15 protein-coding genes are annotated in these 15772 nt (G+C 52.5%); 10 read left to right on the top strand and 5 right to left on the bottom strand.

The features are described from left to right. The first annotated feature begins 46 nt into the window (after positions 1-46). From L1F29_RS21170 to L1F29_RS21145, 6 genes are all read left to right on the top strand, one after another. On the top strand, positions 47-1018 hold the full coding sequence (locus tag L1F29_RS21170; protein WP_258384029.1) for an EamA family transporter: 972 nt from the start codon (positions 47-49) through the stop codon (positions 1016-1018). A gap of 400 nt (positions 1019-1418) precedes the next feature. Continuing rightward, positions 1419-2603 (top strand): ROK family transcriptional regulator, encoded by a 1185-nt coding sequence (locus tag L1F29_RS21165; protein WP_258384028.1) that lies wholly within the window; start codon positions 1419-1421, stop codon positions 2601-2603. Positions 2604-2787: 184 nt separating this feature from the next. Further along, positions 2788-3828, top strand: coding sequence for a zinc-binding dehydrogenase (locus tag L1F29_RS21160; RefSeq protein WP_258384027.1), 1041 nt, complete (start codon positions 2788-2790; stop codon positions 3826-3828). 24 nt (positions 3829-3852) lie between these two features. Continuing rightward, positions 3853-4527 (top strand): orotidine 5'-phosphate decarboxylase / HUMPS family protein, encoded by a 675-nt coding sequence (locus tag L1F29_RS21155; protein WP_258384026.1) that lies wholly within the window; start codon positions 3853-3855, stop codon positions 4525-4527. 18 nt (positions 4528-4545) lie between these two features. Further along, on the top strand, positions 4546-5469 hold the full coding sequence (locus L1F29_RS21150; protein WP_258384025.1) for a sugar phosphate isomerase/epimerase family protein: 924 nt from the start codon (positions 4546-4548) through the stop codon (positions 5467-5469). 25 nt (positions 5470-5494) lie between these two features. Continuing rightward, positions 5495-6526, top strand: a complete 1032-nt coding sequence (locus tag L1F29_RS21145) for a zinc-dependent alcohol dehydrogenase (RefSeq protein WP_258384024.1) — start codon at positions 5495-5497, stop codon at positions 6524-6526. 644 nt (positions 6527-7170) lie between these two features. Here L1F29_RS21145 and L1F29_RS21140 read toward each other — a convergent pair. Further along, positions 7171-7953, bottom strand: a complete 783-nt coding sequence (locus L1F29_RS21140) for an AAA family ATPase (RefSeq protein WP_373876420.1) — start codon at positions 7951-7953, stop codon at positions 7171-7173. A gap of 188 nt (positions 7954-8141) precedes the next feature. On the opposite strand from L1F29_RS21140, the gene L1F29_RS21135 reads away from it, so the two are divergent. The 3 genes from L1F29_RS21135 to L1F29_RS21125 all read left to right on the top strand — a co-directional run bounded on the left by L1F29_RS21135 (position 8142) and on the right by L1F29_RS21125 (position 10757). Then, positions 8142-9098 (top strand): MraY family glycosyltransferase, encoded by a 957-nt coding sequence (locus L1F29_RS21135; protein WP_258384023.1) that lies wholly within the window; start codon positions 8142-8144, stop codon positions 9096-9098. Positions 9099-9407: 309 nt separating this feature from the next. Then, on the top strand, positions 9408-9836 hold the full coding sequence (locus tag L1F29_RS21130) for a co-chaperone DjlA (RefSeq protein ID WP_258384022.1): 429 nt from the start codon (positions 9408-9410) through the stop codon (positions 9834-9836). 111 nt (positions 9837-9947) lie between these two features. Further along, the gene (locus L1F29_RS21125; RefSeq protein WP_258384021.1) at positions 9948-10757 is read left to right on the top strand and encodes a divergent polysaccharide deacetylase family protein; all 810 of its coding nucleotides are present in this window, start codon (positions 9948-9950) and stop codon (positions 10755-10757) included. Here the strand turns inward: L1F29_RS21125 and L1F29_RS21120 are convergent. Beyond that, complete coding sequence (locus tag L1F29_RS21120; RefSeq protein WP_258384020.1) at positions 10725-11516, bottom strand: N-acetylmuramoyl-L-alanine amidase family protein; 792 nt, start codon at positions 11514-11516, stop codon at positions 10725-10727. The two genes, L1F29_RS21125 and L1F29_RS21120, sit on opposite strands and share 33 nt — an antisense overlap. Before the next feature lie 124 nt (positions 11517-11640). Here L1F29_RS21120 and L1F29_RS21115 point away from each other — a divergent pair, with 124 nt between their 5' ends. Then, a complete protein-coding gene (locus L1F29_RS21115; RefSeq protein WP_258384019.1) occupies positions 11641-11829 on the top strand; it encodes a YqzE family protein in 189 nt (62 codons plus the stop codon). 19 nt (positions 11830-11848) lie between these two features. On the opposite strand, the gene L1F29_RS21110 is transcribed toward L1F29_RS21115, so the two are convergent. The 3 genes from L1F29_RS21110 to L1F29_RS21100 form a co-directional block, all read right to left on the bottom strand. Then, complete coding sequence (locus tag L1F29_RS21110; RefSeq protein WP_258384018.1) at positions 11849-12736, bottom strand: hypothetical protein; 888 nt, start codon at positions 12734-12736, stop codon at positions 11849-11851. 159 nt (positions 12737-12895) lie between these two features. After that, the gene (locus L1F29_RS21105) at positions 12896-13894 is read right to left on the bottom strand and encodes a YqhG family protein (protein WP_258384017.1); all 999 of its coding nucleotides are present in this window, start codon (positions 13892-13894) and stop codon (positions 12896-12898) included. Further along, positions 13891-15696 carry a DEAD/DEAH box helicase gene (locus L1F29_RS21100; protein ID WP_258384016.1) on the bottom strand — a complete coding sequence of 602 codons (1806 nt, stop codon included), beginning with the start codon at positions 15694-15696 and terminating at the stop codon, positions 13891-13893. The genes L1F29_RS21105 and L1F29_RS21100 overlap by 4 nt, the downstream gene beginning before the upstream one ends. Positions 15697-15772 lie beyond the last annotated feature (76 nt).

Genomic DNA, 15772 nt, shown 5'->3' with positions numbered 1-15772 from the left:
GGGAGTTTTTTTAATTGACGACAAACGGCTTATGGAGGGTATAAAGATGAAATACAAATTGTCGGTATTGTTGGGCGCTGTATGCTACGGCGTTCTGTCGACGATCGTCACTATGGCGTACGGCAAAGGATTTATGCTAGGCGAAATCGTCGGAAGCCAATTAACGGTTGGATTCGTATTAGCTTGGTCTCTTGTCGTATTGACCAAATGGAAGGAGAGGCGAAGCAAGGAGAGGAGCGGGCTGGCGTCTGCCGCCGCTGCGGCCGCTCCGGCCGCTCCGAAGTCCGAATGGAGGCAGCGCATGATCCTGATGGCAGCCGGCGTTCCTTCGGTCGTAACTGGCTTGTTGTATTACGAATCATTGAAGTTCATTCCCAATTCACTTGCCATTTTGTTGCTTTTTCAATTCACATGGATGGGAGTATTGATACACACAATCGGACAGAGACGGCGCCCTAGCGGCATCGTTCTGTTCACGCTGTTCGTATTGTTGGGAGGGACTCTGCTCGCTGCCGGCATACTCGATCAAGGCTTGGCAAAGTTCAACTGGATCGGCGTCATCTTCGGCCTTGCATCCGCGATAAGCTACACTTTGTTTATGCTGCTGAGCGGTAAAGCGGTGCCTTCCATGCATCCGACATACCGGAGCGCTTGGATGATCACAGGGGGGATGTTGTTCGTATTCGTCTTGTTTCCGCCTGTCTTCTTGTTTAACGGCGCGCTTCTTGAAGGATTGCTTCCGTTTGGTTTAATGCTCGGCTTGTTCGGCGCCTTCTTGCCACCGGTATTATACGCCATCGGAGTGCCGCATATCGGAGAAGGATTGACCGGCATTCTTGGCGCAGCCGAGCTGCCTGTGGCGGTCCTGCTGTCAGCCGTTGTTTTGCACGAGCACATAAGCGCGCTCCAATGGATAGGGGTATCCATCGTATTGTTGGGCGTCGCTCTTCCCGAGCTCTTCAAACGAAGAGGCGATTCGGTGCCAACTATTTCTAAGACTCGTCATAGCCGGAAGTGATCACACGGATCATTGGAAGCCGGGTACTTCACGGATGGCCATGATGGATCCAATAATAGTAAAGAACATGCAATTCGTGCTCGCAATTCCTTTTATTATGCTGGTCCTCCATTCTTTCACTAGCCGAATGACAATGACTGATCTTGATCGAACTGTCCTTGATGGAGGGTCTGCTGCCCCCCTTCTAGGACAATTTTTTATTTGGATGCGATATGAGTAATCGGCGGATGTAAATATTTGATAAAAATGTGTTTACAATTCAAATCCCATTCATTATTCTATACATAAAGTTAATGATTAACTAAATTAGATTAATCGGCTGCTGCGGTGATGCGGGTCCGCCGCGAGCCCCAGCCGCAAGGCATCAGAGGATGAGAACATAACGACAAAGCCTAGTGGAGTGAAAGCTATCAATACGAACAAACAAGCTTACCTGCAGCAAGTCAAACAGCAAAACATATCGGCAGTGTTGAATGTGATCTGGGAGCATCAGTCGATCTCGCGGGTTGAAATGATCAAGAAGACGGGTTTGACATCGGGAACCATTTCGAATTTGACGAAGGAACTGATCCAGCTCGGCATCATTCGTGAGTACGAAGCGGTGTCCGGTACAGTCGGCCGAAGAAGAATCATGCTTGGCTTCAATCCGGATTCTTACCGGATTATCGGCATCGATATCGGCCGATCGACGATCGAGGTTGTGCTCACAGATCTGACGGGCAACGTGCTGCTGTCGGTCGAGGAGAATATCGCGCAGTTACGGGGACCTGATCAGATCTTGGCGGTTGTAGACCCTCATGTGAACCGTATGAAGGAGAAGGCATTGGCCGGCGGCGGCCGGGTGCTCGGAATCGGTACGGCGGTGCCGGGGCCGATGGATTTGGAGAAGGGCATCATCCTGAGTCCGCCCAATTTCTTGGGCTGGGACGGCTATCCGCTTCGGGATGAATTAACGCGACGCTATTCGCTCCCGGCGCATATCGAAGACGATTCCTGCACCTGCGCGCTAGCCGAACGATGGTACGGAATCGGAAGAAACAGCAGGGATCTCGTGTTCATTACGATGGGGATGGGGATTGGGGGAGGCATTGTCACGAAGGGCGAGCTCGTCCGGGGAACGAATGGCCTCTACGGTCAAGTCGGCCATATGACGATCGTACCTGATGGCGAGAAGTGCGCTTGCGGGAATTACGGCTGCTGGGAGACGGTAGGCGCCATACAAGGTATTCTGAAGCGTTCCGGCGGGGCGAGGACAATGGATGAGCTGATGCGGCACGTCCGCGAAGGCAATCCTCAGGCAACCGAATGCATGGAGAGAACGCTGCAGTATTTGGAAATCGCGATCATCAATGTGTTTGCGATGTACGATCCCGAACAAATCGTGCTCGGCGGAAGGCTGTATCCGTATCTATCCGATCATATCATTGAATTAAGAAAACGGGTGAGAGAGCGTACCTTTTCATTCGTCAAGGATCGGGTTCATATCGCGTCGGCCACCTTCGGAACTTCTCAAAGCGTCATCGGGGCCACTGCCGTCGTGTTCGGTAAGCTGCTGACTTCGCCGCTCGACACGCTGTTCGGGTAACCATACAACCAGGACGCTTCGTTGATGTTGACCGTTGGAGTCGGCGTTGACGCGCTGCTGCCGGGAGCAGATGCGGCTTGGTACATCCATCTGCGGAATTAACTTAATGATTAGTTTAATTAGCGCGATTGAATGAAAGCTGCATCAATGGCAAGTCACAATATTTCATTTGGGAGGAATAGAAATGAAAGCGGTTGTCAATTATCAATCCGGAGCCGGAAGGGTTGAAATCCGTGACGTTCCGATCCCGTCCGAGCTAGGGCCCAAGGACGTCTTGATTCAGGTGAGAGCGGCCGGCATCTGCGGCAGCGATCTGCATATGTATCACGATATTCAAGGCTTCGCGGTAAAAAGGCCGGTAACCCTCGGTCATGAGTATGCGGGTATTGTGGCGGCGGTCGGCACTGAAGTCACCCTCTTCGCGGTGGGAGACCGTGTCGTTAGCGAAACCCCGGCGTATATATGCGAGCAATGCATCTACTGCCGTTCCGGTCAATATAATCTATGTCCGGACCGCAGAGGGTTCGGCGTGCTGGAAGACGGCGCCATGGCGGAGTATGTGAAGACGCGGGAAGCCATCGTTCATAAAGTGCCTGATAATGTTTCTTTCGAGAAGGCGGCCATGACGGAACCGACCTGCGTGGCTTATAATGCCGTCGCCCATCATTCCCGGATACGTCCGGGAGATTATGTCGTCGTATTCGGACCGGGACCGATCGGTCTGATGTGCGTTCAAGTCGCCAAGCTGTTTTCGCCCGGCCAGCTGACGATTGTCGGAACTAGCAAGGATAGAAGCCGGCTTGAGATCGCCAAGCAATTCGGAGCGGATACGATCATTATCGGCGACGAGCAGGATGTGGTGAAGGAGATTCTTTCCTACGGAGATGGATTCGGCCCTGATCTGGTGCTTGATGCGGTTGGTATATCCATTACGCTGAAGCAGAGCATCGATGTTGTCCGGCCTGCCGGACAAATTACGAAGATCGGGTGGGGCCCGGCTCCGGTAGGATTTACGCTGGACCCCTTGATTCAGAAGGCGGCACGCCTGCAGGGCTCATTCAGCCACAATTATCCGATGTGGGAGAAAGTGCTGTTAATGATGGGGAAGGGCGAGATCGATCCGCTGCCGATGACGAAGTCCTACGGCATCGATCAATGGAAGGCAGCCTTCGATGAAATGGATTCATTGGTGAACGCCAAATCGATTATTTTGCCTCATTCATAATTATTCAAGTACAGGAGTGAGCATATGAAACCTATCGTACAGATTTCATTGGATTTAACCAACATTCGGGAAGCGCTCGAAATGGCCGAAATCGCCGTAGAGGCCGGAATCGATTGGATTGAAGCCGGTACGCCTCTGCTGCTTGGAGAAGGGCTTCATGCCGTGGCGGCCTTGCGTAAGGCGTTCCCGGAGCATCCGATCGTGGCCGATTTGAAGACGATGGACGGCGGGTATCTGGAAGCGGAAATGATGGCAAAGGCCGGGGCAACCCATGTCGTCGTCATGGGGGTGGCGCATCCGGCTACCATTCGGGCTGTCGTCAAAGCGGCGCGCGATTACAACATCCAAGTGATGGGCGACATTATGGCGGCTCCCGATAAGGTAGCCTGTGCCAAAATGCTAGAAGACAACGGAGTGGACTATATTATCGTTCATACCGGCTTCGACGAAAGAGGGGAAGATCCTGAGCGGAATCCTTTCGACCATCTTCATGAGGTGGTGGGCGCGGTGTCCATACCCGTGCAGGCCGTAGGAGGTTTGTCGGTTGCGCAAGCGGCAGAGATGCCCAAGCATGGCGCCCCGCTCGTAGTCGTCGGAGCGCCGCTGGTGATCGACCAGAAGGAATTCCGCCCAAGCACGGACAAAGCCGAATTGAAAGCTGTACTGCAGGATCTTGTAGCACAAGTTAAAGGGGTCTGAGAGAGGAAGGGATAGCCGATGCGCAGGAATGACCGTGCGAAGATCGCCGTATTTCCGAAGGGCTATATTGAAGAAATATCCGACGGCAGAATGTCCTTGGCAGAGTGGATCGAGATGGCCGGCACATTGGGTGCGGACGGCTTGGAATTATATCCGTTATTTTTGAAGGAGCTTGACGAAGCCTATTTGCAGCAGGTGAAGGACGCGGCGGCGAAGCAAGGCTTGGAAATTCCGATGATGTGCTCTTCGCCGGATTTTACCCATCCCGACCCTTCATTCCGCGCGCAAGAAATCGTTAAGATGAAGCAGATGATCGATGCGATGGCCTTTCTGGGTCCGGATGATTTCCGCAGCTGCCGTGTGCTGTCCGGACAGAGGCGTCCCGAAGTATCCGTAGAAGAAGGGATTCGCTGGACGGTGGAATGCATCGAGGCACTGCTTCCTTACGCGGGGGAGAAGCAGGTTCATCTGGTCATGGAGAATCATTACAAGGACGGATTCTGGGTATATCCCGAGTTCGCGCAACAATCCGACATCTATCTGGCGATTATCGGTCAAATTTCATCACCCTGGTTTGGCGTCAATTACGACCCTTCGAATGCGATCGTTGCCAGTGAAGATCCGCTGAAGCTGTTAAGGGAGGTCAAGCATCGCGTCATTACGATGCATGCCAGCGACCGGTATGTGAGGGAAGGGTATTCGCTCGACGACCTGAAGGAGTATTCCCTGCAGGGTTATTCCCAAGCATTGGCGCATGGCGTAATCGGGAAAGGCGTGAACGATTACAATACGATCTTCTCGGAGCTGAAAAGCATTCGTTTTCGCGGATGGATTTCAATCGAGGATGGCGTAAACGGCCTTGACGAAATGCGGGAATCGGTTGTTTTTCTAAGAGGGAAGACAGCTGAATATTTGGAAGATACGCTTGAATCGACAACGTAACCTTAAGCAGAAAAGGAGAATGACCTTGAAGGCATTTATGATCCATGAGCCCCATAAACACTCCGTAGTTGATATTCCCGTCTCCGAGCCGGGGGAGGGTCAGGTGCTTGTCCGCTCCATGTACGCCGGTATTTGCGGAACGGATCTGGAGCTGGCGAAAGGAATGGTGCGCGCGGATGCGGTAAGCTACCCTTGCATTCCCGGGCATGAATGGAGCGGAATCGTAGAGAAGGTCGGACCCGGCGTAACCGGACTGAAACAGGGAGACAGGGTCGTATCCGAAGGCGTGCAGCACTGCGGTCATTGCAGATTCTGCAGGCAAGGCGAAACCAACCTATGCGAGAACATGAAGGAGCTCGGTTTCACCATTCCGGGAGGGTTATCCGAATACGTGGTCGTCAATGCGCGAATGGTTCACCGCTTACCGGATAATTTCCCTCTGGACATGGCGGCCTTAATTGAGCCTACGGCAGTCGTAACGCGCGGCGTATGGCGCGCGCACCCTGAACCGGGTGAGACGGTGGCGGTAATCGGTCCAGGCACGGTCGGACTGCTTGCCGTCATGATCGCCAAATTGTTCTCTCCGCGGAGAATAATACTGATTGGGGTTACGGACGAATCGTTATCGCTGGGAATAAGTCTCGGTGCCACGGACATCGTCAATATTACGAGAGAGGAAGCGGCGGAACGCGTCTCAGAGCTGACGGACGGCTATGGCGCTGATATTGTCATTGAGTGCGCGGGGAAGAGCAGTGCCGTGGATATGGCGTTGTCCATCGTTCGCAGGGGAGGCAAGGTTGTCCTGCTAGGAGCAGCGGGCAAAGATGCCAAGATGGAGCTGTTCAGCGATATTTTCCATGTGAAGGATCTGGAAATTCACGGAATCCTGTCGTATACGAAGAAGACCTGGCAGGATGCCGTCAATCTCGTGACCAATCGTCTGATTCCCGTAGACAAATTAATCCGGTACAGATTTTCGCTTGATGAGGTCGATAAAGCGCTGGATGTGCTGGACTCCGGTAAAAGCGTAGGGAAATCGCTGATCGAGCTGACATGATCGGCCGATGCGGCTAAGCTCGCTATCTTGATAACGCGCTATCCGGAAGAAGAATGGTTCAGGTGCAGGAGCAGCTCTGTCGGCTGTTGTGGGAGTCATAGGGAATAGTCGGCATGAACCGCGCGTTATCGAGTTATACGCTAGGGTTGTCGTTAGAATACGGGCATTGGTGCATAAAGGAAAAGTTACCGACATCGTATTGTTGTATATTCTGCAGCTTAGGGCGGACTGTGGCGATGATAATCCGGAATTGTTGTAAATTTTACAACAATTCCCCTTGCCTGAGAGGCTGATTCATCGTTTCTGATCCACATTGTTGCATAACGTACAACAATACGGCCACTGGTGCGGATTGCTTCAGATAATGTTGTATTTTATACAACATCTTTCTACGAAACTTTAGCACGATTCAGTGAATGCATAGATGCAATGATCATAAATAATATCGTTCTTGCTGTTAATCCGAGGGATGGTCTTACAGTTTTTGCGCCGCGCGCAGCTCCCAGTCCGGCGTTTCGCAGCTTGACGGCGGTCGGTCGACCACTTGCGGCGCATTATTAAATGGAACCGGCCTCATTGAGAATAAGCATATCGCATCCCCGCAGGAGCATAACCGGCATCTCGATAAGCTGAATCTCGATAAGCTAATCATCCTCTTGAAGAAGCTCGTGCAGCAGCTTCTCTTTGTTGTTCAGAAATTGCTTATAAATGATAAAGTGATCGGTATCCTCAAGACTCTTCACGGCAGCGCCTTCTGGAGTCAGCTCATAAATCAACGAATCCGGATAGGCCATCAGAATGGGGGAATGGGTCGAAATAATAAACTGAGCGTTCTGCTTTACGAGCTGATGCATCCGGGTGATCATCGCCATCTGCCGGAACGGGGACAGCGCGGCTTCCGGCTCATCCATGATGTATAGGCCATTGCCGCTGAACCGGTGAATAAAGGTGGCGAAGAACGATTCGCCATGCGATTGTTCATGAAGCGATTTGCCGCCGTATGATTGGATGATCGGCGGCCCGAAAGAGCCCTCGCGATCCAGGAGGTCGATATTCGTCGCCAGATTGTAATAGCTCTCCGCACGGAAGAAGAAACCGTCCCTGGGCTTTTGAGGTCCTCGCACGAGCCGGATATTTTCATGAAGCTCCGAATGGGTCGGTTGTGTGGAGAACGAGAAATTTAGCGTTCCTCCCTCCGGATTGAAGCCCCAGGCAATCGCGATCGATTCCAGCAGCGTGGACTTGCCCATCCCATTCTCACCCACGATATAAGTGACATTCGGATGAAACTCCAGCCGTTCAAGATTCTTGACGGCATCCAGCGAATAAGGGTATCTGTCAAAATTGTCCACTTGATCCCTCAGCAGCTCCATGCTGCGCAAGTATGTTCCCCGTCCATTTCTATACAAGCCTATCGTAACCTCCATCCGTTATTCCCGCCATTTTTCACTATTTGAAGTATACTGAATCTTGAATTGGGAAGCCATATTTATGTCGGATAAGCTCGCTTCGGGTCAGGTCTTTTCCCGTTCGACAGATTTCGCCCGTTGACATTGCAAATCGTTTGTGCCTACAATCTTAGGTATAGACCATCAAATAGGGAAGGGAGTCGACGATGAGTTATCTGATAGAATTCATGCTTTCCTTTGGTATCGTAGTGGCACTTATTCCTCCATTGAAAAAGGCGGCGTTCCGGATTGGCTTTGTGGACAAGCCCCGAAAGGACAGCGCTAGAAAAATACATAGAGAGCCGATACCGCTTACTGCAGGTATTGCCATCTTTATCGGTTTCGTAGCCGTATATCTGTTATTTGTCCGGGACAGCTGGGTACAGACGGCCGCCATATTGGGCGGAGGGCTGCTCATACTGGTCATCGGCATCGTAGACGATTGGTACAAGACCCACGGCAGGGAATTTCCGGCGCTGCCGAAATTTCTCGTTCAAATGACGGCGGCCGTGCTCGTATACGCGTCAGGAATCGTCTTTGCCGGATTTGAGAATCCGCTCAACGGCTATTATATTGTTCTGCCGGCATGGTTGTCTTTCCTCTTCACGGTGATGTGGATCTTTGGCGTAACAACCGTAATTAACTTCTCCGATGGAATGGATGGACTTGCAGGAGGCTTGTCCGCCATATCCGGCGGAACGCTGCTTGTCGTTGCGCTTGTCATGGGACAGCAAGGCTCTGCTATGATGGCTGTTATTACGGTTGGCGTATCCGTGGGCTATCTATTGTTCAATCGTCCGCCGGCTAAAGTTTTCATGGGCGATGCGGGAGCGACCTTCCTTGGATTCATACTGGGTGTTGTCGCACTCGACGGCGCCTTCAAGCAAGCGACGATGTTGTCGTTGTTTATTCCTATCCTCGCTTTAGGCGTGCCAATCCTGGACAATATTCGCGTCGTAATCGCGCGGATGATGAAGGGCGTTCCCGTGTACCAAGCGGACGCATCCCAAGTTCATTACCGGCTGCTAGCCACCGGAATGAAGCCGGTTCAAGTCGTTTCGTTCCTTTATTTAGTTAATATCTGTTTCGGGCTGTTCTCTATCGTACTGCTGCTCGCCCAGTAAAGTCAGCCAGCACCTTGCGTTTCAAAACTCCAGAGTTCTCTGGAGTTTTTTGTTGTCTTGATTATGCGCGATCAGTGATATCAGGTCTATTCTCCCGTATGGATACCTGACCGCGTCAGATGGAGGGCTGAACCGGGAGTGCCAGGACAACCGACAAGCCGGCAAGCGATCTTTAGCAAAATTTTAAACAAGAGAGTTTTGCCTTTTTGCCTCAGAAATGAAATAATCAAATCGGATGCAGTGATGGATCTGGAGTAAGGACCGGGACGGACTGCACAATCGGGATATCTAACAGGAGAGTGGACCACGTTGTTTTTGCATTTTCTACAGGCGAAAGAGGATAAAGAGGCATTCCTGGAATTAGCGCATGTCGTGGCGAAGGCCGATGGATTCGTCAGTAATAAGGAGCAAGGTTATTTGCGCTCCTTCATGGCCGAGATGAATCTGCGGGAGTCGGATTATATCGGCTTTTCGAAAGCAAGGGACCTGCCTGAAATCATCGCTGACCTGAAGGTCGAACAGGTCAAAAATATATTCTTTGTCGAGATCCTTCTCCTGATATTTGCCGACGGGGATTATAATGAAGAAGAGAAACAGATCGTGATGGACTTGAAGCGTCTGTTCGGATTGTCAGATGAAACTTATGAAGCTTTCAAGGATTGGGTTATTCGTATGGATAAGCTAAAAATCGAGGGTGTTAAACTTATTATGAACTCATCATGCATGAATAATGGCTGAGAACCAATCACAAGAAACCATCGCGGATATGAAGCGGTGGTTTTTTGTTTGTATATTTTAAAACCTACCCACAAACAATGAGAGAGTACCGCAGGAAAAGGAGTGAAAGTAATGAAACGATTGGTATGGGTTTCGGCAGCAATGATCCTTTTGCTCAGCAGCGCATGGGGTCGGACGGGGAATGCCCAAGAAGAGCAGGCGGCAGCAATTACTGCAGACGGCAGACAGCTGGCCATCGTGATCGACGATTTCGGCAACAACATGACAGGAACGGAGGAGATGTTCGATCTTCCGGTTCACATCACGGCGGCTGTTATGCCGTTCATGAGGACGACGAAGCAGGATGCGGAGCAGGCGCACAAGAAGGGGCATGACGTGATTGTCCACATGCCGATGGAGCCGAACCAGGGGAAGAAGGAGTGGTTAGGGCCGGGGGCAATACTGACGAGCATGAGCGATGAAGAAATCCGCAAACGTGTTCAGGATGCCATACGCGATGTCCCGCATGCGATCGGAATGAACAATCATATGGGTTCCAAGGTTACGGCCGACGAACGGGTCATGCGTATCGTGCTGTCCGTCGTGAAGGAGAATAATATGTTCTTCCTCGACAGCCGGACGACGTTCAAGACGGTCGTGCCGAAGATTGCCGCGGAGCTTGGCGTTCCGTTATTGTCCAACCATGTGTTCTTGGACGACGTATACACGATGCGGCATATCGCAGGCCAAATCGGCGTGCTAAAAAAGCACTTGGAATCGAATGACGTCTGTGTGGCAATCGGCCATGTCGGTGCGCCAGGCAAAAAGACAGCCGCGGTACTCAAGGAACAAATACCGCAGCTGAAGGAGAAGGCAACCTTCGTTCGATTATCGGAGATGCTTGCTCCGTCATCGGAGAAGGAGGTAATTCCGAATCCCTGAGGCAATCGCAGATGCTGTCTGAAGCTGATAACGAGGGTCGGTCAACATCCGGCGGTCTTGTTCATTGCTGATAAAGCCCATCTCGACAATGACCGCCGGTTGTTCGACGACGTTGAGCAAATAGAACGGTTTTCCCAATTCCGGCAGCTTGCGGGTATTCTGCTGGCGGTTGAGGGCATCTTGAATACAATAGGCGAGCAGAGCACTCTGGCCTTCATCTTGATGGAGAACGAGCGGTCCGCGTACGGACTTATTTTTTCCCGAGTTAACGTGAAGACTGACGACGATGCGCGTCTGAATTTCCTTGCTTAACTGGGAACGTTGGGATAAATCCCGCTTATGCCTGGAGCGGCTGGCGAACCAGCGGTTATCCTCGCTAAGCGCATAATCGCCGTTCCGGTTCAATATGGTCCGGACACCGCTGCTGCTTAAGAGCAAATACAATTTTTTGGCAATAGCCAGATTGATGTCCTTCTCCTTAATGTCTCCTACATATGCGCCGCCGTCAATCCCGCCATGGCCGGCGTCGATAATGATATCGGCCGTTGGCAGCGCGCGGTGGTAATCCGGATCGCTGAGCGGATCGATTTCTGCTTGAGCAGGTGCAGGAATAGGACCGCGAGTAGGATGAGGGATCGGGAGTTCGCTTCGTTCCGGTACAGAGGCGCCCGCCGGACTGGCATTCATCAAGCTGGCAAGGAGTAAACAGCCCATTCCCAGTGTGCGTCCAAGCCTTCGCGTGAATCCGTTCATTAACATGCCTTCTCTACCTCCATTCAAAAGCCTTCGCTTTATCGTGGCTCATCTGGACCCAACTCATGCATGTTTGAACGGAGAGATACAGGGAACACTGTTAACGACAATGATTACGGAGGTGCATCAGATGGCAAGCCGCGACGAACTGATTAAATACATGACGCAGCAGCTGGTCACTTATATGGAAACGCCGCAGGAACAGCGCAAGCTCAAACGCGAAGCAGCCAAGGCTGCTAAAGAGCCTTGGCTGACACGCTGGTTCGGGATTGCTCCGCTCGGAATTGCATTGTGGTGGCGCAAGCGCCGGAGTCGTTAAGAGCCAAAACGAGCTCGCTTCAGTTGAAGAAGCTTCCGCCGCCGAGAGAATTAACCGGCATGTAACGTGTGCCGTGCTCTTCGAAGGCAATGAATAAGGTTTCGTCATTCCAGCGGTGATAGCCGATCGCTGGCCATACGAACAACACGTTCTTCTCGAACAGCTCCGCCGTGAATCGAATTTGCGCTTTGCGATCCAGTAAACGCGAGAGCTGCTTCACTTGACTGCCGTTTAATGGGGCTTGAGTCAGCCAAGGCATCCTTTCGTACGGATCGAATGGTTGGTTCATGTGTGACAGGGATAGATGTACAGGCTTATCCGAAACAGCCGATTTGGCTAAATAACGTTCCGTCTCCGCTTGCCATTGCTGATCATTGATGGGCAGGGCGTCGCCGCTCCATGCGTCCAGATAGTAGGTTTGTCCGTCTGGAGCGTACCACTTCCAAACGGCGAGCAGCGGATGGATGTAAAGCCGTTCTAACTTGAGCGGCTTCTTTATTATGTCGGAGTAAGAAGATATAAATTGCTGCCGTACCATAGCCTGGTACAGCGTATTCGGATCAAAAATCGGTTCACTGCCGGCACCGTATTCACCAAGGGCGAAGCCGCCTTCTTCGGTTGCGTTGACGATCATATAGCCGACCGGCTGCTGCTTAACGCGGAACGTAACAAGCCAGCCGTGCTGGCCCGGACCGATTGGCACAATCGTAAACTCAGCGTTCTTCCACGCCGCAAATTCAGGCTGGGCCGACAAGCTGTCTGCCCAAAGCAGTACTTGAACCGTCAAGGCCGTTCCGCTTCCGTTTGCTCCATCGGGGCTTGTCCCGGCCGCCTGGCCTGACTGGCCTCCGGCAATCATATGAATCAAAAGTAATGCCGCATACAGCGGAACCCATTTTTTGTGCATTTTCTCCACCTGCTTCTTTCCTTACGAATTTGGTGTAACGCCATTGTATCGCAGCTTAGACGAAAAGGTTGTAGGAACCTGTCGCGGCGAAGCGGACAAGCCCCCTTCTATTTTTGCCGTATTCATGCGAAAGAACGGTCAAAACCCTTCTAATTGTCGTTACCCAATTCCTTGCAAATAGAAAATGCCGCAGTTAATGGCGGATACCGTCACGCGGGGTTCATACTGCCAGCGGATCTCATCCTGTCTTCGTTTGAACTGCTCGGCGGCTGCCGCGCGAGCGTCTTCCTCTTGCGCTTCAAGAAGAGGCTCGTAATAATGTTGAACCGTCGCTAATTCCAGCTGGAGTCTGGCAGCGGCCGCATCCGCCCAGACGTAATCATAGCCCTTGAGTTTGCGTTCCAGCGTCTGCTCAGCGACAGCTGTTGCCTTCGCAAGCGTCAAGCCATTCTTCGCGGTATGAACGTTCGGAGGCAGCCGGTGGGTCATGCGGAGCGACTGAAGCCGGTCATGGAAGCGCTCGGTGCATTGACCGGTAGCCATAGAAACGCCGAAGGAATGCAGTTCCTCCCGTTTCATGTCGCAGGTGAATTCAACTTTAAAATTGACGCCCAGCCAAGCCGTATATGCTGTCGATTGAAGCGGATGGGAGTTCTTCTTATCGGGCTCCTGAAACATGCAGAGATAGCTGCCGCTTGCCTTGGCAGATTCAAACAATTGCTCCAGCTTTCGGGATCCATAATACAGATCTTCGCGGGGGACGCGGCCGGATGCGTTCAGCGAGCCGTGCACGAATCCGAGTGACCGGCCTAGGGCCGCCTCGGCGGCACCGGCTATCCCGCCTGACGGCTGCGTCGTCCCGGATGCGCCGGACGCGGATTGTACCTGCGTACCGGGCGCGGCTGCTGTCCCGGACGGGCTGGCGGCGGCTTTGGACTCGTCGTATTTGTTCTTGTTCGTTACCAGAAGCATGGACATCGTCTCCGGTTCTGCTCCTGTCCGGTCGACAAACCCCCAATAGAATGGACGGTTCGTCAAATCGCGGTCCGCTCTAGGTGACAGCTTAACAAGGAAATGCGCAGGCGATTTCTCCATGATCCGGCATTCTGTCGCCTCCAGATAACGCTGCACAAACTTATGAACTTGACGGTCGTTCACGGTCTCACCTCCACCGATTGGCCGACAGCGTCCATGATTGACCCCATTGGGTTCATGAAGTCTTCGGCTTCTACCTCGCTTCGAATACGGGTCAATGAATGACCGAGGTCGTCGATTTTCATGCGGAGCTCTGCCGAATTGCCCGATTCCAGCATCGCGCGCGATAAGCGCTGCTCCAGGGAGTGCTCACCTTTCTCGAACCGTTCGATAATGTGGTCGAGTTCTCCGATAACGAGCTCGAAGAGATTGATTTTCTCATGCAGCAGGTTCACGATATGCTCCTCGATCGTTCCAAGCGTGCAGAGGTTATAGATATGGACATCGTTCTGCTGGCCAAGCCTGTGGACACGGCCGATCCGCTGCTCGACACGCATCGGATTCCAAGGCAAATCGAAGTTGATGATATTGTGGCAGAACTGCAGGTTAATGCCCTCGCCTCCGGCTTCGGTAGCGATCAGCACCTGGGCGCGGCCGCGGAACAGATCCATCATCCAATCTTTCTTGCCGCGGTTCATGCCGCCCCGATAAGGAACCGCAACCAGATTGTGCGAACGGAAATATTGCAGTAAATATTCCTGCGTAGCCCGGTATTCGGTGAACACGATCACTTTGTCGTTCATCTCGCGGATGAGCTCCATCGTTTTCTCCGCTTTGGTGTTGGCCTGAATGTTGCGGATGAATTCGACGAGCTCCCATATCTTAGGACGAAAGGGCGAATCCTCAGCGGTCTTCTTGAACAAATTGACAAGCGTCAGGAAGACGGCATCCCGGCTGGAGCAAACTTCGCGCTGCAGGGTAATAAGAGAGAGCATGCTGGTCCAATCGCCGCCGCTCTCTTCATAACGCTGGCGAACGAATCCCGTTACGGCGTCATATAGAGCCTGCTCCTGATCCGAGAGCGCGAGCTCGATATTCTTGACAATCCGCTTCGTAAAATGAATGCCGCCATCGCCCCGCCGGTTGCGGATCATAACGCCAGACAAGGCTTCTTGCAGCTGGTCTTCATTCTTCGGAAGGCGCTTGTCCACGACGAAATTGGCGGAGAATTCGCTCTGTCCGCCCAACTGGCCCGGTTTCAACAGCGTAATGAGGTTATAGAGCTCGTCCAGATCGTTCTGAACCGGCGTCGCGGTGAGCAGCAGGCAATACTTTTTGCGCAGCTGGCCGACGAACTGATAATTGGTCGTCTTCTTGTTCTTCAGCTTATGCGCTTCGTCAATAATAAGCATGTCGTAATCCTGCGCAAGCAGAATGTCGCGGTGAGGATCGCGCTTGGCCGTATCCATGGAAGCGACGACGACATCGTACTGCCACATATATTCCTTCTTCTGCGCCACGGCAGATATACCGAACTTTTGATTAAGCTCGCGCACCCATTGCAGAACCAGAGAGGCGGGAACGAGGATCAAGACGCGGCGGACGAGCCCCCGGATCAAATATTCTTTGAGCACCAGACCGGCTTCGATCGTCTTGCCGAGTCCGACTTCGTCGGCAAGAATCGCCCGGCCGCTCATCTCGTGGAGCACCTTGCGCGCGGTACTTAATTGATGCGGCATCGGCTCTAAATTCGGCAGGCAGCGCATGCATTGCAAGTCGTCAAAGCTGCCGATCAGCTTCGACTGCTCCGCCTCGACAGCGAGCTGGTACATCGTCCAGTCATCCCAAGGACCGTTGCGGTCGATGCGCTGCTGCAGTTCGTTAAACCAGGTGCGGTCCAAATGCAGGTCGACACTGGCGTTCAGCTTGCGGATTACGGGGGAGGCAGGACCTTCGCCCCGGTGTTGTTCGATCGGCGGCTGCATGATGGAGCTCCTTTCCAAGGAAGGGATTGGCTTTATCTGTATAGTATGGCCTTGAGCAGAGGAAAACATAAGAACG

This window comes from Paenibacillus spongiae, assembly GCF_024734895.1.
In the GTDB taxonomy this organism is placed as follows: domain Bacteria; phylum Bacillota; class Bacilli; order Paenibacillales; family Paenibacillaceae; genus Paenibacillus_Z; species Paenibacillus_Z spongiae.
This window is presented reverse-complemented; position numbering and strand designations above follow the sequence as displayed.